Consider the following 22,706-nt stretch of genomic DNA (forward strand, 5'->3'; position numbering starts at 1 on the left):
CATCGGGAAAACGATAATAAAAAAAATATCGCAGTGCGGCAAAATCGGGCACAAGCATTGACACGCTTCGCAGTGGGGAGCAAGAATGTCCTTCACCTACGGGACAGGACGCGACAGGGCGCGACGCGCGCTCCGTCGGCGTACCACCTGCCTCTCAACCAGCCCTTCGGGGCACACCGGTCAAAAGCAGGCATGACGGCATCTGAACGTTCCACGAATTCCCCGGGCACGGGCGCTTCAACTAGCGGTGCGCAGCAATTCACTCCGGATGCCGCCGGAATGCAGCAGATACTCGACGCGTGGACGGTAGCGTGGCGCAATGCCATGAATGCCGCACAGCAGGCCCAGGATGCGGCGGCCCGGCAAATGCCGTTCGGCACCGGCTGGTGGCCCCCGGTGGCGAATGCTGCAAGCGGCGCGAACGGCGCCGGCATGGCCGCGCCGTTCGACGCGTTCCGGTTGCCGGGTGTCGTGGTCGAACCCGCACGCCTTCAGCAACTCCAGGCCGAGTATTCGCGCGACGCGATCGATCTGCTGCGCCAGGCTTCGGATACCACTCCCAAAGCGCCCGAACTGAAGGACCGTCGTTTCAGCTCCGAGGCATGGAAGAGCACGCCGGCCTATGCGTTCACGGCGGCGTGGTATCTGCTGAACGCGCGCTACCTGCACGAACTCGTCGACGCTATCGATACCGATGCGAAGACGCGCGAGCGCATCCGCTTCGCGGTCCAGCAATGGACGGCTGCGGCGTCGCCCAGCAACTTCCTCGCGCTCAATCCGGACGCGCAGAGCACGCTGCTCGAAACGCACGGCGAGAGTCTGCGCCAGGGTGTGATGAACCTGCTCGCCGACCTCACGCGCGGCAAGATCTCGCAAACCGATGAGTCGCGCTTCGTGGTGGGGCGTAATCTCGCAACGACCGAGGGTTCGGTCGTGTTCGAGAACGAACTGTTCCAGTTGATCCAGTACAAGCCGCGCACGGCCACCGTACGCGAGCGGCCGCTGCTCATCGTGCCGCCCTGCATCAACAAGTTCTACATTCTCGACCTGCAGCCTGAGAATTCGCTCGTCGCGTACGCGCTCGAACAGGGCCAGCAGGTGTTCCTCGTGTCCTGGCACAACGGCGACGCGTCGATTGTCGAGAAGACCTGGGACGACTATATCGAAGACGGCGTGCTCAAGGCCATCGACACCGTGCGCAGCATCGGCGGCCGCGAGCAGATCAACACGCTCGGCTTCTGCATCGGCGGTACGATGCTGGCCACCGCGCTTGCCGTCGCGGCCGCGCGCGGAGAACATCCGGCTTCGTCGCTGACGTTGCTGACCGCGATGCTCGACTTCTCGGATACGGGCGTGCTCGACGTGTTCGTCGACGAGGCGCACGTGCAGATGCGCGAGCAAGCCATCGGCGGCAAGAACGGGACGAAACCGGGTCTCATGCGCGGCGTCGAGTTTGCCAACACATTCTCTTTCCTGCGCCCGAACGATCTGGTCTGGAATTACGTCGTCGACAACTACCTCAAGGGCCGCACGCCGGCTCCGTTCGACCTGCTGTTCTGGAACAGCGACTCGACGAGTTTCCCCGGCCCGGCCTACACGTGGTATCTGCGCAATACGTACCTTGAGAACAAGCTGCGCGAGCCGGGCGCGCTCACGGTTTGCGGCGAGGCGGTGGACCTCTCGCGCATCGACGTGCCCACGTTCATCTATGGCTCGCGCGACGATCACATCGTGCCGTGGCGTACGGCGTACGCGTCGGTGCCGCTGCTTTCGGGACCGCTGCGCTTCGTGTTGGGAGCGTCGGGCCACATCGCGGGTGTGATCAATCCGGCTTCGAAGAACAAGCGCAGCTTCTGGAGCATGGAGGCCGACGCGAAGCACCTGCCCGAAGCCGCCGACAAGTGGTTCGACGCGGCGCAGGAAAAACCTGGTAGCTGGTGGCCGACCTGGGCCGAATGGCTCGACCAGTTTGGCGGCAAGAAGGTGAAGCCGCGCGCGCAGGCCGGGTCGGCGGAGTTTCCGGAGATCGAGCCGGCACCGGGGCGTTACGTGCAGCAGCGCGAATGATGCGGAGCGATGTGTCGTGCTGCGGCAATGGTTTTTAACTTGACGGGTCAGCGTCTTTCGCGACGTTGTGCTGACCGGAGGAACTGGAAATGACTGACATTGTGATCGTATCGGCCGCCCGTACGGCGGTGGGCAAATTTGGCGGCTCGCTGGCGAAGATTCCGGCGCCGGAGCTGGGCGCGGTGGTGATCAAGGAAGCGCTGGCGCGCGCCGGCATCAAGCCCGAGCAGGTGAGCGAAGTGATCATGGGTCAGGTGCTGACGGCCGGTTCGGGCCAGAACGTCGCGCGCCAGGCATCGATCAAGGCGGGGCTGCCTGCCTCGGTGCCGGCCATGACGATCAACAAGGTGTGCGGCTCGGGCCTGAGGGCGGTGATGCTCGCGGCGAACGCGATCATCGCGGGCGAGGCCGAGATTGTGGTGGCGGGTGGCCAGGAGAACATGAGCGCGGCGCCGCACGTGCTGCCGGGCTCGCGCGACGGCTTCCGCATGGGCGATGCGAAACTCGTGGACAGCATGATCGTGGACGGCCTGTGGGACGTGTACAACCAGTACCACATGGGCGTGACGGCGGAGAACGTCGCGAAGGAATACGGCATCACGCGCGAGGAGCAGGACGCGTTTGCGGCGTTTTCGCAGAACAAGGCGGAAGCCGCGCAGAAAGCGGGCCGTTTCGACGACGAAATCGTGCCGGTGGCGATCCCGCAACGCAAGGGCGAGCCGCTGCAGTTCAGGACCGACGAGTTCGTGCGCCACGGCGTGACGGCGGAGTCGCTCGCGGGCCTGAAGCCGGCGTTCAACAAGGAAGGCACGGTGACGGCGGCGAACGCGTCGGGGCTGAACGACGGGGCGGCGGCGGTGGTGGTGATGTCGGCGAAGAAGGCCGGGGAGCTGGGGCTGAAGCCGCTGGCGCGCATCAAGGCGTACTCGAACGCGGGTCTGGACCCGAAGATCATGGGCATGGGTCCGGTGCCGGCGTCGAAGCGGTGCCTGGAGCGCGCGGGCTGGACGGCGCAGGATCTGGATCTGATGGAGATCAACGAGGCGTTTGCGGCGCAGGCGCTGGCGGTGAACAAGCAGATGGGGTGGGACACGTCGAAGATCAACGTGAACGGCGGGGCGATTGCGATCGGACACCCGATCGGGGCGTCGGGGTGCCGGGTGCTGGTCACGCTGCTGTACGAGATGCAGAAGCGCGATGCGAAGAAGGGCCTGGCGTCGCTGTGCATCGGCGGCGGCATGGGCGTGGCGCTCGCGCTCGAGCGTTCGTGATGTGATGAACGCAGCGGGCTGCAGCGCAGCCCGCTGTGGCGCCAGAGGCGCTGGAAGAAGCGGCGCGTGCTGTAAGGGAAAGGCGGACGCCCGGCCGCCACAAAGCGTGTCAAGGCGCCTCCGGCGAGGCGCGGCAGCACGGGCGGGAACACAGGAGAGGGCGAGGCCGGGGCAGCCGTTCGGCACCCCGGAAAACGATAATGGAGTTGGGTTTATGTCAGAGCGTAATGCGTATGTAACGGGCGGCATGGGCGGAATCGGAACGGGAATCTGCCAGCGCCTCGCCAAGCAGGGCTTCACCGTGGTGGCTGGCTGCGGCCCGAATTCGCCGCGCCGCGTGAAGTGGCTGGAAGACCAGAAGGCGTTGGGCTTCGACTTCATCGCCTCGGAAGGCAATGTCGGCGATTGGGATTCGACGTGCCAGGCATTCGAGAAGGTCAAGGCCGAAGTCGGCGAGATCGACGTGCTGGTCAACAATGCGGGCATCACGCGCGACGTCGTGTTCCGCAAGATGACGCGCGAAGACTGGACCGCCGTGATCGACACGAACCTCACGAGCCTCTTCAACGTGACGAAGCAGGTGATCGACGGCATGGTCGAGCGCGGCTGGGGCCGCATCATCAATATCTCGTCGGTGAACGGCCAGAAGGGCCAGTTCGGCCAGACCAACTACTCGACCGCCAAGGCCGGCATTCACGGCTTCACGATGGCGCTTGCGCAGGAAGTGGCCACGAAGGGCGTGACGGTCAACACCGTTTCGCCGGGTTATATCGGCACGGACATGGTGAAGTCGATCCGTCCCGACGTACTGGAGAAGATCGTCGCGACGATCCCGGTACGGCGCCTCGGCGCACCCGAAGAAATCGCGTCGATTGTCGCCTGGCTCGCCTCCGACGAGTCGGGTTTTTCAACCGGTGCGGACTTCTCGCTGAACGGCGGGTTGCACATGGGCTGATCCGGCCGCGCCGCACGTCCTTCCCCGGCGGGCGGCTACGCAAGGATCCACACGGGCGGCGCGCCTTGCTGCACACCGGGGCAGGCGCAACCTCCTGGCTAGACCGGCGCACAGGGTTGGCCGGACGAACAAGGGCGACATATGACGACTACAAAGAAAACCGCCGAACGACTGATCAAGAAGTATCCGAACCGTCGGCTGTACGACACGGAGACGAGCACCTACATCACGTTGACGGATGTGAAGCAGCTCGTGCTGGATCAGGAGGAGTTCAAGGTCATCGACGCGAAGACCAATGAGGATCTGACGCGCAGCATCCTGTTGCAGATCATTCTGGAAGAGGAAAGCGGCGGTCTGCCGATGTTCTCGTCGTCGATGCTGTCACAGATCATCCGCTTCTACGGCCACGCGATGCAGGGGATGATGGGCACCTACCTGGAAAAGAACATCCAGGCCTTCATCGACATCCAGAACAAGCTCGCGGACCAGTCGAAGAGCCTTTACGAAGGCAACGCGATGAATCCCGAGGTCTGGACGCAGTTCATGAACATGCAGGCGCCGATGATGCAGGGCATGATGACGAGCTACATCGAGCAGTCGAAGAACATGTTCGTGCAGATGCAGGAGCAGATGCAGAACCAGGCGAAGTCGATGTTCGGCACGTTTCCGTTCAAACCGGCTGGACAAACGCCCGAGGGCGACGACAAGAAGTGATCGTCAGGACGTGATCGCGGCGGGCGGCCTGGCAGGCGCCGGCCGCTCAAGCCGTTTTGAGATCGCGCAGCGCTTCGGGATGGAGCGCTGCGACGCGCAGCAGCGTTTGTGCGGCGCCCGTGGGCTGGCGCCGGCCTTGCTCCCAATCCTGCAGCGTACGCGTGGAGACGCCGAGCAGCGCGGCGAAGGCGCTTTGTGAAAGCCCGACCTTTGCGCGTGCGAGCGCCGCGGCGGTGGGCTCGACGCGCGTGGTGCGCGCCGCGCGCCCGCTCTTCATTTCATGGACGGACTTGAGCAGGTCCGCCTGAAACTGTTCCAGTTCCTTATCCACATTCCACCTCTTCGCGCAGCCGGCTGAGAAACGCTGCCGGCAGGTTGTCGAATTTTGCCTTTGCGTAGACGATCAGGAGCCAGATGCAGCCCTGATCGAGCATGTTGTAATAGATCACCCGCGTGCCGCCGCGTTTGCCGAATCCCCAGCGCGTCCAGCGAACCTTGCGCAGGCCGCCGGTGCCGGGGATGACGTCGCCCGCCAGCGGGTGGTCGGCTAGCCATGTGATGAAGGCTTCGCGTTCGCTATCGCGCCAGATATCGGCCGCGTACCGCTGAAACGTTTCCGTTTCGATGATCGTGAGCATAAGAAAGAAGCGGAAATGATTATACGGCTTTGCCGTATGTTGGGTGAGTGATGCCGATCAAGAAATTTGCCTAGCGCAATCCTGTTGCGGCCCGACTTTCCCGATGCTACGCAGCAAAGGAGCGGCGCTCCATATGACATACGGGTAAAATGACGGACTGGCTTGATCTCGCACGGCGCATCGCTCGCCTTGCGCCCACATCCGGACGTACACGTGAAAAACCCTGTTGAATCAACGACCTCCCGCAACCCTGCTCCGCGTGTCGGGATGGTTTCCCTTGGCTGCCCGAAGGCCCTCGTCGACTCCGAGCAGATCATCACGCAACTGCGCGCGGAGGGTTACGAGATTTCCGGCACCTATGACGGCGCGGATCTGGTCGTGGTCAACACCTGCGGCTTTATCGACGAAGCCGTTCAGGAAAGCCTCGACGCCATCGGCGAGGCGCTCAGCGAGAACGGCAAGGTGATCGTGACGGGCTGCCTCGGCGCGAAGCAGAGCGCGAGCGGCTCGAATCTCATCGAGGAAGTCCACCCGAAGGTGCTGGCCGTGACCGGCCCGCATGCCGTGGGCGAAGTCATGCAGGTCGTGCACACGCATTTGCCCAAGCCGCACGATCCGTTCGTCGATCTCGTGCCGGCCGCTGGCGTGAAGCTCACGCCGCGCCATTACGCATATCTGAAGATCTCCGAAGGCTGCAATCACCGCTGCACGTTCTGCATCATCCCGTCGATGCGCGGCGATCTCGTTTCCCGTCCCGTGGCCGAGGTGATGCTGGAGGCGGAGAACCTCTTCAAGTCCGGCGTGAAGGAACTGCTCGTCATCTCGCAGGACACGAGCGCATACGGCGTGGACGTCAAGTACCGCACCGGCTTCTGGAACGGCCGGCCGCTGAAGACCCGCATGACCGAGCTGGTCGGTGCATTGGGCGAACTGGCCGCGCAGTACGGCGCCTGGGTGCGCCTGCACTACGTCTATCCGTATCCGAGCGTCGACGAAGTCATTCCGATGATGGCCGAGGGTCCGTTCAAGGGGCACGTCCTGCCGTATCTCGACGTGCCGTTCCAGCACGCGCATCCCGAAGTGCTCAAGCGCATGAAGCGTCCCGCCAATGCGGAGAAGGTACTGGAGCGCGTGAAGGCCTGGCGCGAGATCTGCCCGGATCTCACGATCCGTAGCACGTTCATTGCCGGCTTCCCCGGCGAGACCGAGGCGCAGTTCGAAACGCTGCTCGACTTCATTCGCGAGGCCGAGCTCGATCGCGTGGGCTGCTTCGCGTACTCGCCTGTGGAGGGCGCGAGCGCCAATGAGCTCGATGGCGCGCTGCCCGACGAAGTGCGCGAGGAGCGTCGCGCGCGCTTCATGGAGGTGGCCGAGGCCGTGTCGGCGAAGCGCATTCAGCGCAAGGTCGGCAAGACGCTCAAGGTGCTGATCGACGAGATCAACGCCGATGGCGGCATCGGCCGCACGGCTGCCGACGCGCCGGAGATCGACGGCGTCGTCTACGTCGCGCCATCGACGAAGGCGTCGAAGCGCTACAAGGTCGGCGACTTCGTCTCGGTGAAGATCACGGGCGCAGACGGCCACGATCTCTGGGGCGAGGTCTGAGCCGCATGAGCGCCGCTGCCCCGCAGGTTCTCGCGTTCGGCGAGGCGATGGTCGAATTCAACCAGGCGTCGCCGGACAAGCCCGAATACCTGCAGGGCTTTGGCGGCGATACGTCGAACTTCTGCATTGCAGCCGCGCGCCAGGGTGTGCGCACCGGCTTTGTCTCGGCAGTCGGCGGCGATCAGTTCGGACGTCTGCTGCTCGACCTGTGGGCCCGCGAGGGTGTCGATACGTCCACCGTGCGCGTGGATCCGACAGCGCCCACCGGCGTCTACTTCGTTTCGCACGGTCCCGATGGCCATGCCTTCGATTATCTGCGCGCCGGGTCGGCCGCGAGCCGCTATGCGCCGGGCGATCTGCCGCGTGAAGCGCTTGCGGCGGCGCAAGTGCTGCATCTGTCCGGCATCAGCGTGGCGATCAGCAATACGGCCTGCGACGCGGCGTTCGCGGCCATCGACCACGTGCACGCCAACGGCGGCCGGGTGAGCTTCGATACGAACCTGCGTCTGAAGCTCTGGCCGCTGCCGCGCGCGCGGGCCGTGATGAGCGAGGTGCTGCGCGTCACCGACATCTGTCTGCCTAGCTGGGACGACGTGACGGTGCTGACCGGGCTGGACGAGCGCGACGCCATCGTCGACTGGCTGCTCGCGCGCGGGCCGCGCGTGGTGGCGTTGAAGCTCGGCAGGGAAGGCGCCTACGTGGCGACGGCCGAAGAGCGGCGGCTCGTGCCGGGCCGTGCCGTCGCGGCGGTCGATGCGACGGGGGCGGGAGACTGCTTTGGCGGGGCGTTCGTAGCCCGTCTCGTGTCGGGAGACGATCCGTTTGCAGCGGCGCGCTACGCGAACGCGGCAGCCGCGCTCTCGACGCTGGGGTACGGCGCCGTTGCGCCGATTCCGCAGCGCGAGGCTGTCGAAAAACTGCTGGCCGGCTGAGCGCAGGCTGCCGCGTGCGGCGACCCAACCGTTCGGTCGCGGCGTACTCGAAGGAAGGAGTCAGATGGAAGTATCGACCTTGAAACAATGGGGCGCCGCGTCGCGCGGCGTGGGTCATGCGGCGCGCGCGTGTGCGCTCGCCGTTGCGGCGCTTGCGTTGCCCGTCATGGGGTTTGCGCAGGATACTGCCGATCCCGTGAAGGCGTTGGCCGCGCCGCCCGCGATCCAGTTGCCGCTCAAGCCCAACCCCGAGTTCGCGCAGTTTCCGCGCTACGTGGGCATGCTCGGCAAGCGGCAGATCGTGATGCGCCTCGGCCCGAAAACCGACGATCCGAGCGGCGTGCACGGCGAGTACCAGTTCACCGACACGGGCGAAATCATTCTGATTGCCGGCGATCACGAAGGCACGACCTTCGAGGGCGAGGAATCGAACGACGGCACGCACATCACCGGCAATTGGGTGGGGACGTTCTCGCCCGACGGAACGGTGTCCGGCGAGCGCATGGAAGTGGACGATTCGAACCCGGTCGATTTCGAGCTGAAGCCGCTCGCGGCCGGGCAGCCGGTCCCGCCCGCTTCGGCTTCTCGCGAGGCAGCCCAAAGTCACGCCCAGCAGTGGCAGGCCGCATCCGCGCCGGCGCCCGGCGGTGCCCAGCAGGTCAACGGTGTCAGCAATCTGAGCACCGGCGAATAACCCCCGGCTTGCCGCCGGTCGATCTGGCCTTCATCGTTTTTTCGATTCCGAAATGAAGAAAACCGACTCCAGCCGCGCATTGCAGACGCGCCTCATCCATCCGCAAGACGAGATCACGCCGGGCTTCGAATCGTTCGCCGCGCCCGTCACGCGGGCCTCCACCGTGGTCTTCCCCGATCTGGCGACGGTGCGCGGACTCGACTGGCGCGACGACTCGCAGTGGCGCTATGGCCTGCATGCGACGCCGACTTCCGCCATGCTGACCCAGCGGCTCGCGGCCATCGAAGGCGGCGAGCACGCACTGCTGCAGCCTTCGGGGCTCTCGGCGATCTCGAACGTATACTTCGGCCTCCTGAAGATGGGCGACGACGTGCTGATTCCCGACAACGTCTACTCGCCCAACCGTGAACATGGCGAGTGGCTCGAGCGCGACTTCGGCATCACGACGCGTTTCTACGATCCGTTGGTGGGTGCCGGCATCGCGGAACTGATCCGGCCCGAGACGAAGCTGATCTGGATCGAGGCGCCGGGCTCGGTCACGATGGAAGTGCCCGACGTGCGTGCGATCACGGCCGTGGCGCGTGCGCGCAACGTGGTGACGGCGATCGACAACACGTATTCGGCCGGCCTCGCGTTCAAGCCGTTCGAACATGGCGTCGACATCTCGGTGCAGGCGCTCACGAAATACCAGTCGGGCGGCAGCGATGTGCTGATGGGCGCGACGATCACGCGCGATCGTGCCTTGCATCTGAAGCTCAAGCAGGCACGCATGCGTCTTGGCATCGGCGTTTCATCGGACGATTGCTCGCTCGTGCTGCGCGGGCTGCCGAGCATGAAGGCGCGCTTCGAGGCGCACGACCGCAGCGCGTTCGCGCTAGCGGGCTGGCTCAAGACGCGCTGCGAGATCGCGGCCATGCTGCATCCCGCATTCGAAGACTGCCCCGGCCACGCCGCGTTCGAGCGCGACTTCACGGGCGCCGGGGGGCTGTTTTCCGTGGTCTTCGACGAGCGCTACAGCGCTTCGCAGATCGATACGTTCTGCGAAGCGCTCGACCTCTTTGCGCTCGGTTGGAGCTGGGGCGGGGCGCACAGTCTCGTCATGCCTTACCACGTCGAATCGATGCGTACGGCCGCGCGCTGGCCGCATCGCGGTACGCTGGTGCGTTTCTACGTGGGTCTCGAAGACGAAGCGGACCTGCGCGCCGACATCGAGCAGGCGCTCGCGACGCTCGCCTGAGCGCGCGAACGGGCCGGACGACAACGGCCGCGGCGCATGATTCGCGCGGCGGCGCGAGGCAATGCAAGGGCTGCGAGCCGATCAGAAAAGCCGCAGCAAGCCGTCGAGTCCCACGAAATTGAATGCGACGCTCGCCGCCTCGCGCACCACGGGCTTCGCGCGGAACGCCACCGAAAGTCCCGCTTCCGCCATCATCTTCAGATCGTTCGAGCCGTCGCCCATCGCAATGGCCCGGCTCGGCTCGATGCCCAGTTGCGCACAGGTTTGCGCGAGCGTGCGGGCTTTCACCTCGGCATTGACGATCTCGCCGCTCACGCGGCCCGTGAGTTTGCCGTCCACGATTTCCAGCGTGTTGGCATTCGTGTAGTCGAGGTTCAGGCGCGCTTTCAGGCGCTCGGTGAAGAACGTGAAGCCACCCGAAACGAGGAGCGTCTTCAGGCCCGCGGCTTTCGCGCCGGCCAGCATCTGCGTGGCGCCCGGCGAGAGTTGCAGGCGCTCTTCGTAGACGCGTTCGAGCGCGCTTGCGTCGAGCCCCTTGAGCAGTGCAACGCGGCGCGTGAGGCTCTCGTTGAAATCCTTGATTTCGCCGCGCATGGAGGCTTCGGTAATCGCCGCGACTTCCGCCTTCAGACCACAGAAATCGGCGATTTCGTCGATGCACTCGATCGTGATGAGCGTCGAGTCCATGTCCATGGCGAGGAGACCGAAGTCGGCGAGCGCGCGGCCGCTTTCCACGAACGCATAGTCGAGTTGATGCGTACTGCAATAGACCTCGATATCGGCGCGCTGGCCGGGCACCGCGTTTTCGATGCGCAGGGCGCATTCGTCGATCGGCGCGAGCCGGCTGCCGCGCGCGAGCGCGAGTAACGGCTTGTGGTGGACGGCGGGCAGCGGGGCAAGGCTCTGGATGACGAGGTTCATGTCGTGCAGGTTGTAGGTGAGCAGCGGCGAGGGTGCCGCGTCCTGATGCGCGGTAAATCACGACATTGTAACTGCTCGTAGTTGGCATCTGGCTGGCGCCCTGTGCCCGCGCGCTTTAGGGAGCATGCCCGAAGCCGGGTGCATGGAAAAGCGATCCGTCCCCACAGTTTTTCGGGACGAAGGCGCCTATTCGTTGCAAAATGAAAGCTAGCGCGGCGGTCCGACAGCTCCGCATGGGACGGAGTCAGGACTGAAGCCCTGACTCCTGTCGACAGCGATACACGGGCCCGGTCGCCGTATGCCGTGAACCGCACGTGCCGCGACTTGCGTCGCGCGGCGCGTCACATGCGCCAATCCGCGCCAGGGGAACCGGTATGCAGGACGCTCACAAGCATCAGCACGCGTCGCCCACCCGGAGGTCGCGCCGCACGCGGTCGGCTGTCAAGGACGCCGCCGCTGAAGTCTCGCGGACCACGTCCGCGCCGCGCTCGCCGTCCCGGGTACGCCACACGGAGGCGGGCACCGAGATTGCCGGCGTTCCGATCACGAGCGAGCGACGCGTGATCGATCCCGTCAGCGGCACCCACAAGATCGATCTCGTCCGCTACTACGCGCGCGCGGCGCCATGGCTGCTGCCTCATCTGGCCGCGCGTCCGGTTTCGGTCGTGCGGGCGCCTCGCGGCCTGTCCGGGGACATGTTTTTCCAGCGCCACAATGGACGTCCGCCGATTCCGGGGGTGACCGAGCACGAAGACCTCGACCCGGGCCATCCTCCGCTCATTACGATCGACACGCTCGAGGCGCTCATCGGTGCCGCGCAGATGGATGTCATCGAACTGCATACATGGAACGCGCTGGCCGCGGACATCGAGCGGCCCGACCGCGTCGTGTTCGACCTCGATCCGGATCCGGCACTCGGCTGGGACCGCATGATCGAAGCCGCTGAAATGACGCGCGCGCTGCTGCGCGATCTCGGAATCGAGTCGTTCTGCAAGACGAGCGGCGGCAAGGGCCTGCACGTTGTCGTGCCGCTCGTGCCGCAGGCGGATTGGGAGGATGCGAAGGCATTCGCGCGCGCGGTCGCGCACCATCTGGCCGCGACGGCGCCGACGCAGATCACGGCGACGATGGGCCCCGAGCATCGCAAAAAGCGGATCTTCGTCGACTACCTGCGCAACGCGCGCGGTGCGAGCACGGCGGTTGCATACGGAGTGCGGGCGCGCAGCGGAATGGGGATATCGGTGCCCATCTCGTGGGAGGAACTCGGGAGCACCACCGGTGGCGCGCAGTGGACGTTGCGCAATATCGACGAGCGGCTGGCGGCCTTGGCTCGCGTGGATCCGTGGGCAGGCTACGCGAGCGTCGGGCAGCGGATCACGGCCGAGCTCACGATCGGGCTGGAAGAGAGCGGCAAATAGCCGGGAATGGAGGGCAAGCGGCGGCCCGTGCAGCCGCCCGCCGCGGCGGGCAGAACCGTTCGTTGCGCCTGCAAAATTCCCGGCGTGGCAAGCGGGATAAAACCTGGTCGGCGAGGGGAGTACGTTCGGCGCAAGGCGGCGTGGGGCGAGCTAGACTAGGTAAATGGAGCAGGACCCTACGCCATGCGGCGTGCGCCGTTCACAAGGCAGGTAACGACGGGCGGCACGCGGCGGCTTTCGTCAGGAGGTGACGCATGCATTGCCACCGCTCGCGCCGCGCTCGTGCGGCGCTCGTCCATGCCGCATTCGCGGCCTCGTGCGCGCTCGCGCTGCCCGCGCTGGCGAGCACGCCAATCAACGTGACCTCGAAAACGCCAACGGACGGCCCGATCCGCTACACCGTGCGCGTTACCTCGAAGCAGTACGGCAACTCCAGCGAGACGCGCACGCTGCGCTCGGGCGACACCGACGACTTCACCTGGCGCACCACGCCTCCGGGCGGCGTCGTGCCGTCTCCCGATGGTTGTCCCGGCAATGCCTCGCTGCCGCTCGACGAGAACGGCGCGATGATGCGGCAGACGCAGTTGCGCCTCGCGCCCATTGTCGACGAGCACGGCACGGCCAATGTCCAGGCGAGCTTCCGCGCCCAGGCGCCGCACGGCACGCGCAGCGTCGAAAACGAGGGCAAGACGCTGACCTGTCCCGCGGTCGTGTCGTACAGCGAGGTCGTCCGCTTCTCGATGCCGACCAATGGCACGGTGAAGACGGTCAAGCTCGGCGACGGCACCCAGATCGCGATTTCCGCGCAGCGCTGACGGGCTGTAAAGCGTAAAGCGGGCTATAACGCGGGCCGTAGCGCGTCAACGACGCGCGCTATTTTGCATTTGCGCTTCGCTCCATGAGCCGCGAGGTGAGGAAGCGGTGTTCGGCGGAGAACACGCGCCGGTACGCGAGCAGGACCGCGCCGACGGTGCCGAGCGCCGACGAGGCGGCGATCAGAAACATGATCACGATCTGATAGCGTACGGCCTGTAGCGGCGGCTGGCCGGCAAGCACCTGGCCCGTCATCATGCCCGGCAGGCTTACCACACCCACCACGGCCATCTGGTTCAGCGTCGGGATCATGCCGGCGCGCACGGCTTCGCGCGCGCTGGCCTGGGCCGCTTCCCAGCGCGTCGCACCGAGAGCGAGCGAGGTCTCGATGCGGTCGCGCCGCGCCGTAAGCTCCTGCATCATCCGCTCGACGCCGAGCGACACCCCCGTCAGCGTGTTGCCGAGGATCATGCCGAGGATCGGGATGGCATATTGCGGCTCATACCACGGGTGGATGCGGATCACGACGAAAAGCCCCACCGCGGCGACGAGCCACGCGCTCACCCAGATCGAAACGATGCTGTCGGCACGCTGCCCCGCGTAGGTGCGCGCACCGCGCTGCGCTCCGGCCACGCCCGCGATCAGCGTCATGAGCGCCATCAGCGGCAGCACGACGTACCAGCGGTTGTACGCGAATACCCACCCAAGCACGTAGCCGATCGCGAGCAACTGCACCACGGTGCGCACGGCGGCCCAGGCGAGCTTGCGTTCGAGGTCGAGCTTGAGCAGCACGGATACCGCGCCGTTGACGAACACGAGCAGCGCCGCGATCGCCACGTCGCCGAGGCCGAGGTTCTGGAGGACGGAATTCATCGGCTGGCTCCTGCGGCTCCCTCGGTGCGAGCGGGGGCGGGCGCGGGTTCGCCGGCCGCGTCGAGCACGCCGGCCGTCATCGTGAGATGCCGGTTGCCGACGCGGGCGGCCTGAGCCGGGTCGTGCGACACCCAGACCGTGGCACGCGCGGTGCGTTGGGCGTCGAACCAGCCGCCAACCAGCGCTTCGACTGCGCGTGCAGAATCGGGATCGAGCGAGGCCGTGGGCTCGTCGAGCAGCAGGGCATCCGGATCGAGTTGAAGCACGCGCACGAGCGCGGCGATCTGGGCTTCGCCGCCCGAGAGTTCGGACGCATGACGCGCGAGGAAGTCAGCCGGGCGTCGTGCGGCGTCGAGAAGCGCCTTCACGCGCGCGGCGTCGAATGCGGCGTCCCGATAGACGGAGAGCGTGTAGGGGTAGCGCAGGTTGTCCTCGACGGTACCATCGAGCAGGGCGGGCCGTTGCCGCAGGTAGGCGATATGCCGGCGAAAGCGCGGGATGCTCGCGCGCGGGACCGGTTTGCCGCGCCACAGCACGGTGCCGCCGTCGAGTGGATCGAGCAGCGCGAGGGCGCGCAGGAACACGCTCTTGCCCGAGCCGGACGGCCCCGTCAGCACGGCGCGCTCGCCCGCATGCAAGGCGAAGTCGGCGGGATGCAGCAGATACTCGCCGTGCTGCCGGGCGTGACGCGCTATCTGGCGGGCTTCGACGAGCGCAACGCGCCTCTCGGCGCCGCTTTCGTCTGGCTGGCTGGAAACGGGGGATCGGGTCATGAGAGGATTGCAAACAAAAAGTGCGCGCCCCGTTGCGATACGGCATGATGGCGCACCGGGCAGGAAACAGGATGGACCGCAGGACATACAGCGGGACGTAACGCAGGCCGACGGCAGGCACGCCGCCTGCTTGCCTCCTGCCTTAAAAAAACGACCCAGAATCACGGAGAGTGAATGACGTCACCGCAACCCAAGCCTCGCGGCATCGGCCGCCTGTTCGCCAGGATCTTCGCATGGCTTGCGCTCGTTGTCGTCGTCCTCGTTGGGATACTCGTGGCGGTTCTTCTTACCTTCGACTGGAATCGCGCGAAGCCCTGGGTCAACGACAAGGTGAGCGAGGCGATCGGCCGGCCGTTCGCCATCGAGGGCGATCTGAAGATCGGCTGGCGCGCGCCGGTGGGCGAGACGGGCTGGCGCGCATGGGTGCCGTGGCCGCGCTTTTCGGCCACCCGCATCGAGGTGGCCAATCCGGACTGGACGAAATCGCCGCATTTCGCCACGCTCGACGAGATCGACTTCGAGGTCATGGTGCTGCCGCTCCTCGCGCACGACATCGTGATTCCGGCCATCAATCTCGTGAACCCGTCCGTGGACGTCGAGCGGCTTGCGGACGGGCGCAACAACTGGACGTTCAAGCTGGCTTCGTCGAGCGGTCCGTCCACGTGGAAGCTCGATCTGCACGACATCGCCTTCGCCTCGGGCAATATTGCCGTCGACGATCGGCAAACGAAGACCGATTTGCGGATCACCGTCGATCTGCTCGGCCACGGCATTCCGATCGGCGCCGCGATGGCGCAGCAGGAGGCGACTTCGCGTAGCGAGTCGGCGCAGGCGATCGGCGCGGCGGGCGCCCGTCGGCTCGCGCAGCAGGCGCGGACCCAGCAGGCATCCGAAGCGGCGGCCGCGAGCGCGGCCAGTGCAGCCAGCGCCGTAAGCGAAGCGAGCAGCGGCGGCGCGGCTGCGACGCCCGCTTCGGCTTTGGCGAGCACTGCGTCGGGTGCTTCCACCGCTTCTGCAACGAACGTGACGAGCGCCGCGAAGCCGGCCGAGCCGTTCTACGCCATCGGCTGGACGCTCAAGGGCACGTACAACAAGACGCCCGTGTCCGGCACGGGCAAGCTGGGCGGTGTGCTCGCGCTGCAGGACGCGAAGCGCCCGTTCCCGGTTCAGGCCGACGTGCGCGCAGGCGATATGCATATCGCACTCGTTGGCACGCTCACGGATCCCGCCCATCTGGCCGCCGTCGACCTGCGCCTGTGGCTGCAGGGCGAGAGCATGGCGCATCTGTACAGCCTGACCGGCGTGACGCTGCCCGAGACGCCGCCGTATGCCACGGAAGGCCATTTCGTGGGCGAGTTTCACCGCGGGGCGAGCGAGTTCCGCTACGAGAATTTCACAGGGCGCGTCGGCGGTTCGGACCTGAACGGCACGCTTGCCTACGTGCAGCGCGATCCGCGTCCGCTGCTCAAGGGCGAACTGGTGTCGAACCTGTTGCAGTTCTCCGATCTCGCCCCGATCATCGGCGCCGACAGCAATGCGAGCAAGGCAAAGCGCGGCGATGCCGTGAAGCAGCCCGCCGATCGTGTCATTCCGGTCGAGCCGTTCCGCACCAACCGCTGGAGCGCGATCGATACGGACGTCACGTTCACCGGCCGGCGCATCGTCAGGCAGGGCAGCCTGCCGATCTCCGATCTCTATGCGCACGTCGTGATGACGGACGGTGTGCTGTCGCTCGACCCGCTGCGCTTCGGCGTGGCGGGCGGGACGCTCGCCACGCGTATCGCGCTGGACGGCAGCGGCGTGCCGCTCAAGGCGCGGGTCTCGGCCGAGGCGCGGCACTTGAAGCTCAAGCAGTTGTTCCCCAACGCCAAGTCGATGCAGTCGGCGCTCGGCGAGGTCAACGGCGATGCCTCGCTTTCGGCCACCGGCAATTCGCCGGCGGCGCTTGCCGCGACCTCGAACGGCGAAGTGAAGATGCTGGTCACGCAGGGCACGATCAGCCGCTTGCTCATGGAGGCGGCCGGCCTGAACGTGGCGAACGTGGTGTACGAAAAGCTGTTCGGCACGCAGGACGTCAAGATCAACTGCGCGGCCACCGATTTCGTCGCGACCAACGGCGTGCTCGATCCGCGCGTGTTCGCGCTCGACACGGACGACGCCGTGATCGACATCAGCGGGCCGATCAATCTGCGCGACGAATCGCTGGATCTGAAGATCCATCCGCACACCAAAGGGTTTCGCGTGTTTTCGCTGCGCTCGCCGCTCTATGCCAAGGGAACATTCAAGGATCCCCACGTCGGCGTGGATGCGACAGCGCTTGCGCTGCGTGCCGGAGCCATGGTCGGGCTCGGCCTGATCAATCCGTTCGCCGCGCTGATTCCGCTGATTGCGCCGAGCAATAACAAGCCGCTGGCGTGCAAGGATCTCTTTGCCGAAATGCGCACACGACCCGTGGCGCCCCCGCCAGGCCAGAAGATGCGCGCACCGGCAGGCACCGCTAACCGCTAGGGCCGCGGCGGTGGCGAACCACGATTAGAAAATGGCAAACCCGCGGAGGACCCGCGGGACACTCGCGTATCGGGCCTGTCGCCGCGCTTGCGGCGCGAACAGGCCTTAACGCAGTGAACGCGGTACGGTATCGCCCGTTGCGCCCTGGCGGCGCGTGACGCGTCGCGTGGTCAGGCCAGGGCGGGCCGCGCCGAATTCGGGCAGGATCCGGCTGCGCGCGCGGCTGGCAAACACGAGGAAGCCGAAGCCGTCCGCCTCGTACCAGTAGCCGCCGTTTTCCAGCCCTTCGATGGGCTGCTCGAGCGCATGCGCAATGGATTCGATGCAGCGCCGCCGCAATTCGCTCGTGGCCGGATAGGGGGGGTGCGCGCCGCGCACACTGCAAAGCAGGACATCGAGTCCTGGCAGAATGTGGGCGTAGAGTACGGGCTCGTCCTGGGCGCGGGCTCGCGCAATCTTGGTATCGAGCTGTCCGAACGGTTTGAAGTGGTCGAGCACGGCAAGGAACGACTCGTCGCCGTCCGCCTTGACGCGTTTACGCTTTTTCGGGAAGGACATAAAAACTCGCCTGAAAAAGGATTGCAAAAAACGCAGCTGTTCCATGCGACCACTCCCGGTTTTGCGCGCCGCACGTCGATCCTTTATAGCATAGGGTTCTGCAGGATTCACGAGGATTCGAGGTTGTCCGAGCCCTCGCGGGTGTCCGCAGCCGCCGTGCCCGACCGCTCGCCGCGCTCTGATGTAGGTATCCCGGCTCTCCTTTTCCCTTCTTTCTGTCTCCGTCTCAATAATAGTCCTGCTGACGCGCACGGTGTGGCCATCATTCGTAAAAAAGCGGGCTTTTGTCACGATTCCGTGGCAGGGGCCACATCCGTTGTCATCCTGATATTTCGCGCCGATAATGTTCGGGTTCTGGTGCCTGCAGCCCGTTGGCGTTGCGCGGGCCACCGTGCCGCGTCGATCCGCCAGTCCGTACTCACGCCGATACCCACGCGCCAGACCCGCCATGAAACTGTTCACCAAGGGGTTGCTGCTGATCGCGATTCCGAGCGTCGTCGAACTCGCGCTGCTCGGCGTGGTGTTCGATACGCAGGAGGCCGCGGTGCGTGCGGCGCAAGGCGAGCAGAACAGCAAGCAGATACTCTGGCAGGCGTCGAGCCTCGTCGACCCGCTGTTGCGCGAGGCCGCGCGCGTGCGTACGGGGATCGCGCTCGACGATCCCTCTTTCATCGATCGTCGTGCGGTGTGGACCGAGTTTGCCGACCGCATCGCCTTGCTCTCGCAAATGGTGGCCGACAATCCCGTCCAGCTCGCGCGCGTCGACCACATGCGCGCGGCGGCCTATGCCTGGCGCGCCCAGGCCGGCGACATTGCCGATGCGCTGCGCGCCGGACGCAGCGTCGCGTGGGCGCGCACCGCTGCCGCCACGCTGCCGCCCGAGATCGAGACGGTGCGCAGCGAGCTGGCCGAGTTCATGGCCGAAGAAGCGCGCCTCGACGCACGGCGCAATGCGTCCTGGAGCATGACGCGTGCGCGCCTGCAGGACGCGCTGATCGCAGCCGTGCTCGGCTCGATGCTGGCGTGGGGCGTCACCGCAGCGGTATTCGCGCGCAACGTGGGCAGGCGCCTTGCCGCGCTGGGCGACAATGCCCGCCGGCTGGGCGACGGGGTGAGGCTGGCGCCGGCGCTGTCGGGCAACGACGAAATCGCCGCGCTCGACGCGGTGCTGCATGAGACGAGCGCGCGTCTCGTCGACTCCGAACGGGACCAGGCCGCGCTCAAACACCAGTTGCAAGGGCGTGCTACCGACCTCGCGAACGCCAACGAACATCTGCGCCAGGAGACGCAGGACAACGAGATGTTCATTTACAGCGTCTCGCACGATCTGCGCTCGCCGCTCGTGAATCTGCAGGGGTTTTCGAAGGAGCTGCAGGTTTCCTGCGACGACCTGCGCGCGCGGATCGACGCAGCCGGGTTGCCTGCCGACGAGCATCGCCGCGTGACCGGGCTGCTCGACGGCGACGTCGACGAATCGCTGCAATTCCTGCGCCAGGCGGTGGCGCGTGCGGCGGCGATCATCGACGCGCTGCTGCGAATCTCGCGCGCCGGGCGGCGGGAATATCGCTGGCAGCGCGTGAACATGGGACGCATCGTCGAGCGGGTGCTGGTCGGTCTTGACGTCGTGTCGGATGCAACGCGTATCGACGTGCGCGATCTGCCGCCCGCCTGGGGCGATCCCGCGGCCATCGAGCAGATTTTCGGCAACCTGATCGAGAACGCGCTGCGCCATCTCGATCCGCAACGGGCGGGACGCATCGAGATCGGCGCGCTCGAGACGCAGGCCGACGGGGATGGCACTGGCGCCGCGGCACCCCGTGTGCCTGCGCCGCGTACGCGAACGTATTATGTGCGCGACAATGGCGTGGGCATTCCGGAGGCCTGGCAGCCGAAGCTCTTTCGCGCGTTTCAGCGTCTGCATGGCGGCGATTCGGGTGGCGAGGGCATCGGGCTCGCGCTCGCTCGACGCATTGCGGAGCGGCATGGGGGGCAGATGTGGGTGGAGTCGGCCGAAGGAGTGGGCTCGACGTTCTTCGTCGCGCTGCCCGAGCAACCTGCGCGTGCGGCATGAGCGCTACGATGCGTAGCGTCGCGGCGGCCCGGCCGCGAGCCGGTACGTACCCATCGGGGAGATGAAATGACGGACGAGGAACGGGTCAGCATCGTGCTGATCGAAGACGACGATGGCCATGCGACGCTGGTCGAGCGCAACCTGCGGCGCTCGGGGGTTTCGAATGGTTTCGTGCGCTTTTCGGACGGTCAGGAGGCGCTCGACTATTTCTTCGGGTCGGCGGCCGCCGGAGGCGCTGGGGCGCCGGGCGTCCCGTCACGCGAAGATCTTGCGAACGTCGTCGTGCTGCTGGACCTGCGCATGCCGCGCGTGGACGGCTTCGAGGTATTGCGCCGCCTGAAGGCCGATCCGGCCACGGCATCGGTGCCGGTGATCGTGCTCACCACCACCGACGACCCGCGCGAGATCGAACGCTGCTACGAACTGGGCTGCAACGTGTACATCACGAAACCGGTCGAATATGACGCGTTTATTGAAGCCGTGCGGCGGCTCGGCTTCTTCCTGCAGGTCGTCAAGCTGCCGCCGGGGCATCGTTACGCGCGCTAGCGGCGCGCAGCGGCCTTGAGCGGCGCCCGGCTTGCCGATCCACCCCTTGCGCAATTTTGACTCCTGGAGGAACGTCCAGCGCATGAACGACGAAGTCAACCTGTTGGCGGGTGCACACGTGCTGGTCGTCGACGACGACGAAGGCATACTGCGGCTCGCGCGCAAGTCGCTCGCCCGAGCCGGCGCGCTGGTGGACACTTGCGCGAGCGTGAGCGAGGCGCTCGCGGTGCTGGCCGCCCGCACGCCCGACGTGCTCGTGCTCGACTATCAGCTGGACAGTGCGGAAACTGGCCTCGACCTCTTTCGCCGGCTGCGTGCCCAGGACGTGCGCGTGCCCGCGATACTCGTGACCGGCTTCACGGACGAATCGCGCGTGATCGCGGCGCTGCGTGCCGGCGTATCGGATGTCGTGCCGAAAGCGGGCGGCTATCTCGACTATTTGCCCGAGGCCGTTGCGCGGGTGCTTTCGCAGGTCGCGCTGCAGCGCGCCTCCGACGAAGCGCTGCTGCTGCGCGATCGCGAAGAGCACTACCGGACGCTCTCGGAGGCGCTCCCGCATCTCGTGCTCACCTGCGGCGCGGACGGCAACTGCGATTTCCTGTCGAAGCAGTGGCTCGACTACACGGGGCTCGACGCGCGTCATTCGCACGGTCTGGCCTGGCTCGACGCCGTGCATCCCGACGACCGGGAGGAGATCCGGCGCAGCTGGCTGAAGGCCGTGGCGAGCGGCGCGACCGACTATCGGCACGAGCTGCGCATCCGCCGCCACGACGGCGCGTACCGTTGGTTCGATGTCCGTATCGTTGCGATGCGCGATCCGCGCGGCGGCGTGAACAAATGGTTCGGCAGCTGCACCGATATCCATGTGCAGCGCGAGTCGACGCAAGAGCGCGAGCGTCTGCTCGCTTCCGCGCAGGCCGCGCGCCAGACGGCGGAAGAGGCCAACCGCGCGAAGGACCGTTTCCTTGCGATGCTCTCGCACGAATTGCGCACGCCGCTCACACCGGTGCTGGCCGGCACACGCCTTATCGAGCAGATTCCCGACTTGCCGGCGGCGGCGCGCGCGGGCGTACTGATGATCCGCCGCAATATCGAGCTGGAGGCACGATTGATCGACGATCTGCTCGACCTCACGCGCGTGGCCAACGGCAAGCTCAGCCTCGCGCTCGATACCGTGGACGTGCACGAGGTGATCGACGCCGTGCTCGAACTCTTTCACAGCGAGATTCAGGTGAAGCAGCAGGACGTGCACGTCGATCTGCGTGCGCAGCATCATTACGTGCGCGGCGATCGCGCGCGCCTGCAGCAGATGTTCTGGAATCTCGTGCGCAATGCCGCGAAGTTTACGCCGGACGGCGGCCATATTTACGTGCGTACGCGCGACGAGCGTATGCAGATGCTGATCGAAGTGGAGGACACGGGTATCGGCATCGCACCGGAGCAGATCGGCAAGCTCTTCAATGCCTTCGAGCAGGGCAGCCACAACATGACGCGACAGTTCGGCGGCCTCGGTCTGGGGCTCGCGGTCACGAAGGCGCTGACCGAGGCGCACGGCGGCAGCGTGACGGCGCAGAGTCCTGGCGCGCATTGCGGGGCGACCTTCTCGATCGTGCTGCCCACGGCTACGCCGGTGCCGGGCGCGACGGCTCCCGACGATGTCGGCAGCCCGCACCTGGCGGGCGCGCTCGACATTCTTCTGATCGAGGATCACGAGGACACGGCCGAGGTCATGTCGCAACTGATACGCGGGCTTGGGCACGAGGTGGCGGTGGCCGACAGCGTGGCGAGCGCACTCGCTCTCGCGTCACGGAATCGTTTCGACCTCGTACTGAGCGATATCGGCTTGCCCGACGGCACCGGCATCGACTTCATTCACGCGTTCCGCAAGCACTCGGCCGCGCCTGCCATCGCGCTTACTGGCTTCGGCACCGACGACGACGTGCGCCGCTGCCTCGAAGCGGGCTTTACGGCGCACCTCACGAAGCCGGTCAATTTCGAGCACCTCGAACGGCTGATCGAGAAGGCCGCGGTGACGCGCGTAGCGGATCGTCCGTCCTGCTGACGAAGGGCGCGCAAAAAAGCCCGCGCGGCGTTCACGCCTGTGCGGGCTCT

General features: G+C 66.1%; 20 protein-coding genes. 14 read left to right on the plus strand and 6 right to left on the minus strand.

Annotation, left to right across the window (positions count from 1 at the left end):
* Nucleotides 1–192 precede the first annotated feature (192 nt).
* From phaC to phaR, 4 genes are all read left to right on the plus strand, one after another.
* Nucleotides 193–2,067, plus strand: a complete 1,875-nt coding sequence (gene phaC, locus WJ542_RS11045) for a class I poly(R)-hydroxyalkanoic acid synthase (protein ID WP_411189328.1) — start codon at nucleotides 193–195, stop codon at nucleotides 2,065–2,067.
* A gap of 89 nt (nucleotides 2,068–2,156) precedes the next feature.
* Entirely contained in the window at nucleotides 2,157–3,338 is a 1,182-nt protein-coding gene (locus tag WJ542_RS11050) for an acetyl-CoA C-acetyltransferase (RefSeq protein ID WP_411189329.1), read from the plus strand.
* A gap of 214 nt (nucleotides 3,339–3,552) precedes the next feature.
* On the plus strand, nucleotides 3,553–4,293 hold the full coding sequence (locus tag WJ542_RS11055; RefSeq protein ID WP_027796445.1) for a 3-ketoacyl-ACP reductase: 741 nt from the start codon (nucleotides 3,553–3,555) through the stop codon (nucleotides 4,291–4,293).
* Between the two features lie 141 nt (nucleotides 4,294–4,434).
* The gene (phaR, locus tag WJ542_RS11060) at nucleotides 4,435–5,007 is read left to right on the plus strand and encodes a polyhydroxyalkanoate synthesis repressor PhaR (protein ID WP_411189330.1); all 573 of its coding nucleotides are present in this window, start codon (nucleotides 4,435–4,437) and stop codon (nucleotides 5,005–5,007) included.
* Between the two features lie 46 nt (nucleotides 5,008–5,053).
* Here phaR and WJ542_RS11065 read toward each other — a convergent pair whose 3' ends face one another.
* Nucleotides 5,054–5,338, minus strand: a complete 285-nt coding sequence (locus WJ542_RS11065) for a helix-turn-helix domain-containing protein (RefSeq protein ID WP_411189331.1) — start codon at nucleotides 5,336–5,338, stop codon at nucleotides 5,054–5,056.
* Complete coding sequence (locus tag WJ542_RS11070; RefSeq protein ID WP_411189332.1) at nucleotides 5,331–5,645, minus strand: transcriptional regulator; 315 nt, start codon at nucleotides 5,643–5,645, stop codon at nucleotides 5,331–5,333. Before WJ542_RS11070 ends, WJ542_RS11065 begins: the two co-directional genes overlap by 8 nt.
* A 267-nt stretch (nucleotides 5,646–5,912) precedes the next feature.
* On the opposite strand from WJ542_RS11070, the gene rimO reads away from it, so the two are divergent.
* From rimO to WJ542_RS11090, 4 genes are all read left to right on the plus strand, one after another.
* Complete coding sequence (rimO, locus tag WJ542_RS11075; protein ID WP_411189333.1) at nucleotides 5,913–7,250, plus strand: 30S ribosomal protein S12 methylthiotransferase RimO; 1,338 nt, start codon at nucleotides 5,913–5,915, stop codon at nucleotides 7,248–7,250.
* A gap of 5 nt (nucleotides 7,251–7,255) precedes the next feature.
* On the plus strand, nucleotides 7,256–8,182 hold the full coding sequence (locus WJ542_RS11080) for a sugar kinase (RefSeq protein ID WP_411189334.1): 927 nt from the start codon (nucleotides 7,256–7,258) through the stop codon (nucleotides 8,180–8,182).
* 64 nt (nucleotides 8,183–8,246) lie between these two features.
* A complete protein-coding gene (locus WJ542_RS11085; protein ID WP_411189335.1) occupies nucleotides 8,247–8,876 on the plus strand; it encodes a hypothetical protein in 630 nt (209 codons plus the stop codon).
* 52 nt (nucleotides 8,877–8,928) lie between these two features.
* On the plus strand, nucleotides 8,929–10,113 hold the full coding sequence (locus WJ542_RS11090) for a cystathionine beta-lyase (RefSeq protein WP_411189336.1): 1,185 nt from the start codon (nucleotides 8,929–8,931) through the stop codon (nucleotides 10,111–10,113).
* A gap of 81 nt (nucleotides 10,114–10,194) precedes the next feature.
* On the opposite strand, the gene serB is transcribed toward WJ542_RS11090, so the two are convergent.
* Nucleotides 10,195–11,034: a phosphoserine phosphatase SerB gene (gene serB / locus WJ542_RS11095; RefSeq protein ID WP_411189337.1), complete on the minus strand. Its 840-nt coding sequence runs from the start codon at nucleotides 11,032–11,034 to the stop codon at nucleotides 10,195–10,197.
* Between the two features lie 374 nt (nucleotides 11,035–11,408).
* On the opposite strand from serB, the gene ligD reads away from it, so the two are divergent.
* Nucleotides 11,409–12,452 (plus strand): non-homologous end-joining DNA ligase, encoded by a 1,044-nt coding sequence (ligD, locus tag WJ542_RS11100; RefSeq protein ID WP_411189338.1) that lies wholly within the window; start codon nucleotides 11,409–11,411, stop codon nucleotides 12,450–12,452.
* A gap of 254 nt (nucleotides 12,453–12,706) precedes the next feature.
* The gene (locus tag WJ542_RS11105; RefSeq protein WP_411189339.1) at nucleotides 12,707–13,267 is read left to right on the plus strand and encodes a DUF6013 family protein; all 561 of its coding nucleotides are present in this window, start codon (nucleotides 12,707–12,709) and stop codon (nucleotides 13,265–13,267) included.
* A 58-nt stretch (nucleotides 13,268–13,325) separates the two neighbouring features.
* On the opposite strand, the gene WJ542_RS11110 is transcribed toward WJ542_RS11105, so the two are convergent.
* Nucleotides 13,326–14,138 carry an ABC transporter permease gene (locus WJ542_RS11110; RefSeq protein ID WP_411189340.1) on the minus strand — a complete coding sequence of 271 codons (813 nt, stop codon included), beginning with the start codon at nucleotides 14,136–14,138 and terminating at the stop codon, nucleotides 13,326–13,328.
* Nucleotides 14,135–14,911, minus strand: coding sequence for an ABC transporter ATP-binding protein (locus WJ542_RS11115; RefSeq protein ID WP_411189341.1), 777 nt, complete (start codon nucleotides 14,909–14,911; stop codon nucleotides 14,135–14,137). The genes WJ542_RS11110 and WJ542_RS11115 overlap by 4 nt, the downstream gene beginning before the upstream one ends.
* Nucleotides 14,912–15,085: 174 nt before the next feature.
* Between WJ542_RS11115 and WJ542_RS11120 the strand changes: the two genes are divergently transcribed.
* A complete protein-coding gene (locus tag WJ542_RS11120) occupies nucleotides 15,086–17,419 on the plus strand; it encodes an AsmA family protein (RefSeq protein ID WP_411189342.1) in 2,334 nt (777 codons plus the stop codon).
* A 105-nt stretch (nucleotides 17,420–17,524) separates the two neighbouring features.
* Here WJ542_RS11120 and WJ542_RS11125 read toward each other — a convergent pair whose 3' ends face one another.
* Nucleotides 17,525–18,022 carry a hypothetical protein gene (locus tag WJ542_RS11125; protein ID WP_411190530.1) on the minus strand — a complete coding sequence of 166 codons (498 nt, stop codon included), beginning with the start codon at nucleotides 18,020–18,022 and terminating at the stop codon, nucleotides 17,525–17,527.
* Nucleotides 18,023–18,425: 403 nt separating this feature from the next.
* Between WJ542_RS11125 and WJ542_RS11130 the strand changes: the two genes are divergently transcribed.
* The 3 genes from WJ542_RS11130 (at nucleotide 18,426) to WJ542_RS11140 (ending at nucleotide 22,656) form a co-directional block, all read left to right on the plus strand.
* Nucleotides 18,426–20,048, plus strand: a complete 1,623-nt coding sequence (locus WJ542_RS11130; protein ID WP_411189343.1) for a sensor histidine kinase — start codon at nucleotides 18,426–18,428, stop codon at nucleotides 20,046–20,048.
* Between the two features lie 66 nt (nucleotides 20,049–20,114).
* Complete coding sequence (locus WJ542_RS11135; RefSeq protein WP_411189344.1) at nucleotides 20,115–20,594, plus strand: response regulator; 480 nt, start codon at nucleotides 20,115–20,117, stop codon at nucleotides 20,592–20,594.
* A gap of 82 nt (nucleotides 20,595–20,676) precedes the next feature.
* Nucleotides 20,677–22,656, plus strand: coding sequence for a hybrid sensor histidine kinase/response regulator (locus WJ542_RS11140; protein ID WP_411189345.1), 1,980 nt, complete (start codon nucleotides 20,677–20,679; stop codon nucleotides 22,654–22,656).
* Nucleotides 22,657–22,706: the final 50 nt, after the last annotated feature.

Origin of the sequence: Paraburkholderia yinzeri (assembly GCF_046581065.1) — a bacterium.
GTDB lineage: Bacteria > Pseudomonadota > Gammaproteobacteria > Burkholderiales > Burkholderiaceae > Paraburkholderia.

Excerpts from the sequence above, each read along its gene's own strand:
- WJ542_RS11130 (WP_411189343.1), top strand. The coding sequence starts at position 18,426 with ATGAAACTGTTCACCAAGGGGTTGCTGCTGATCGCGATTCCGAGCGTC.
- WJ542_RS11140 (WP_411189345.1), top strand. The coding sequence starts at position 20,677 with ATGAACGACGAAGTCAACCTGTTGGCGGGTGCACACGTGCTGGTCGTC.
- WJ542_RS11080 (WP_411189334.1), top strand. The coding sequence starts at position 7,256 with ATGAGCGCCGCTGCCCCGCAGGTTCTCGCGTTCGGCGAGGCGATGGTC.
- ligD (WP_411189338.1), top strand. The coding sequence starts at position 11,409 with ATGCAGGACGCTCACAAGCATCAGCACGCGTCGCCCACCCGGAGGTCG.
- WJ542_RS11090 (WP_411189336.1), top strand. The coding sequence starts at position 8,929 with ATGAAGAAAACCGACTCCAGCCGCGCATTGCAGACGCGCCTCATCCAT.
- WJ542_RS11085 (WP_411189335.1), top strand. The coding sequence starts at position 8,247 with ATGGAAGTATCGACCTTGAAACAATGGGGCGCCGCGTCGCGCGGCGTG.
- WJ542_RS11115 (WP_411189341.1), bottom strand. The coding sequence starts at position 14,911 with ATGACCCGATCCCCCGTTTCCAGCCAGCCAGACGAAAGCGGCGCCGAG.
- phaC (WP_411189328.1), top strand. The coding sequence starts at position 193 with ATGACGGCATCTGAACGTTCCACGAATTCCCCGGGCACGGGCGCTTCA.
- WJ542_RS11120 (WP_411189342.1), top strand. The coding sequence starts at position 15,086 with ATGACGTCACCGCAACCCAAGCCTCGCGGCATCGGCCGCCTGTTCGCC.
- WJ542_RS11125 (WP_411190530.1), bottom strand. The coding sequence starts at position 18,022 with ATGGAACAGCTGCGTTTTTTGCAATCCTTTTTCAGGCGAGTTTTTATG.
- phaR (WP_411189330.1), top strand. The coding sequence starts at position 4,435 with ATGACGACTACAAAGAAAACCGCCGAACGACTGATCAAGAAGTATCCG.
- WJ542_RS11055 (WP_027796445.1), top strand. The coding sequence starts at position 3,553 with ATGTCAGAGCGTAATGCGTATGTAACGGGCGGCATGGGCGGAATCGGA.
- WJ542_RS11135 (WP_411189344.1), top strand. The coding sequence starts at position 20,115 with ATGACGGACGAGGAACGGGTCAGCATCGTGCTGATCGAAGACGACGAT.
- WJ542_RS11105 (WP_411189339.1), top strand. The coding sequence starts at position 12,707 with ATGCATTGCCACCGCTCGCGCCGCGCTCGTGCGGCGCTCGTCCATGCC.
- WJ542_RS11070 (WP_411189332.1), bottom strand. The coding sequence starts at position 5,645 with ATGCTCACGATCATCGAAACGGAAACGTTTCAGCGGTACGCGGCCGAT.
- WJ542_RS11050 (WP_411189329.1), top strand. The coding sequence starts at position 2,157 with ATGACTGACATTGTGATCGTATCGGCCGCCCGTACGGCGGTGGGCAAA.
- serB (WP_411189337.1), bottom strand. The coding sequence starts at position 11,034 with ATGAACCTCGTCATCCAGAGCCTTGCCCCGCTGCCCGCCGTCCACCAC.
- rimO (WP_411189333.1), top strand. The coding sequence starts at position 5,913 with ATGGTTTCCCTTGGCTGCCCGAAGGCCCTCGTCGACTCCGAGCAGATC.
- WJ542_RS11110 (WP_411189340.1), bottom strand. The coding sequence starts at position 14,138 with ATGAATTCCGTCCTCCAGAACCTCGGCCTCGGCGACGTGGCGATCGCG.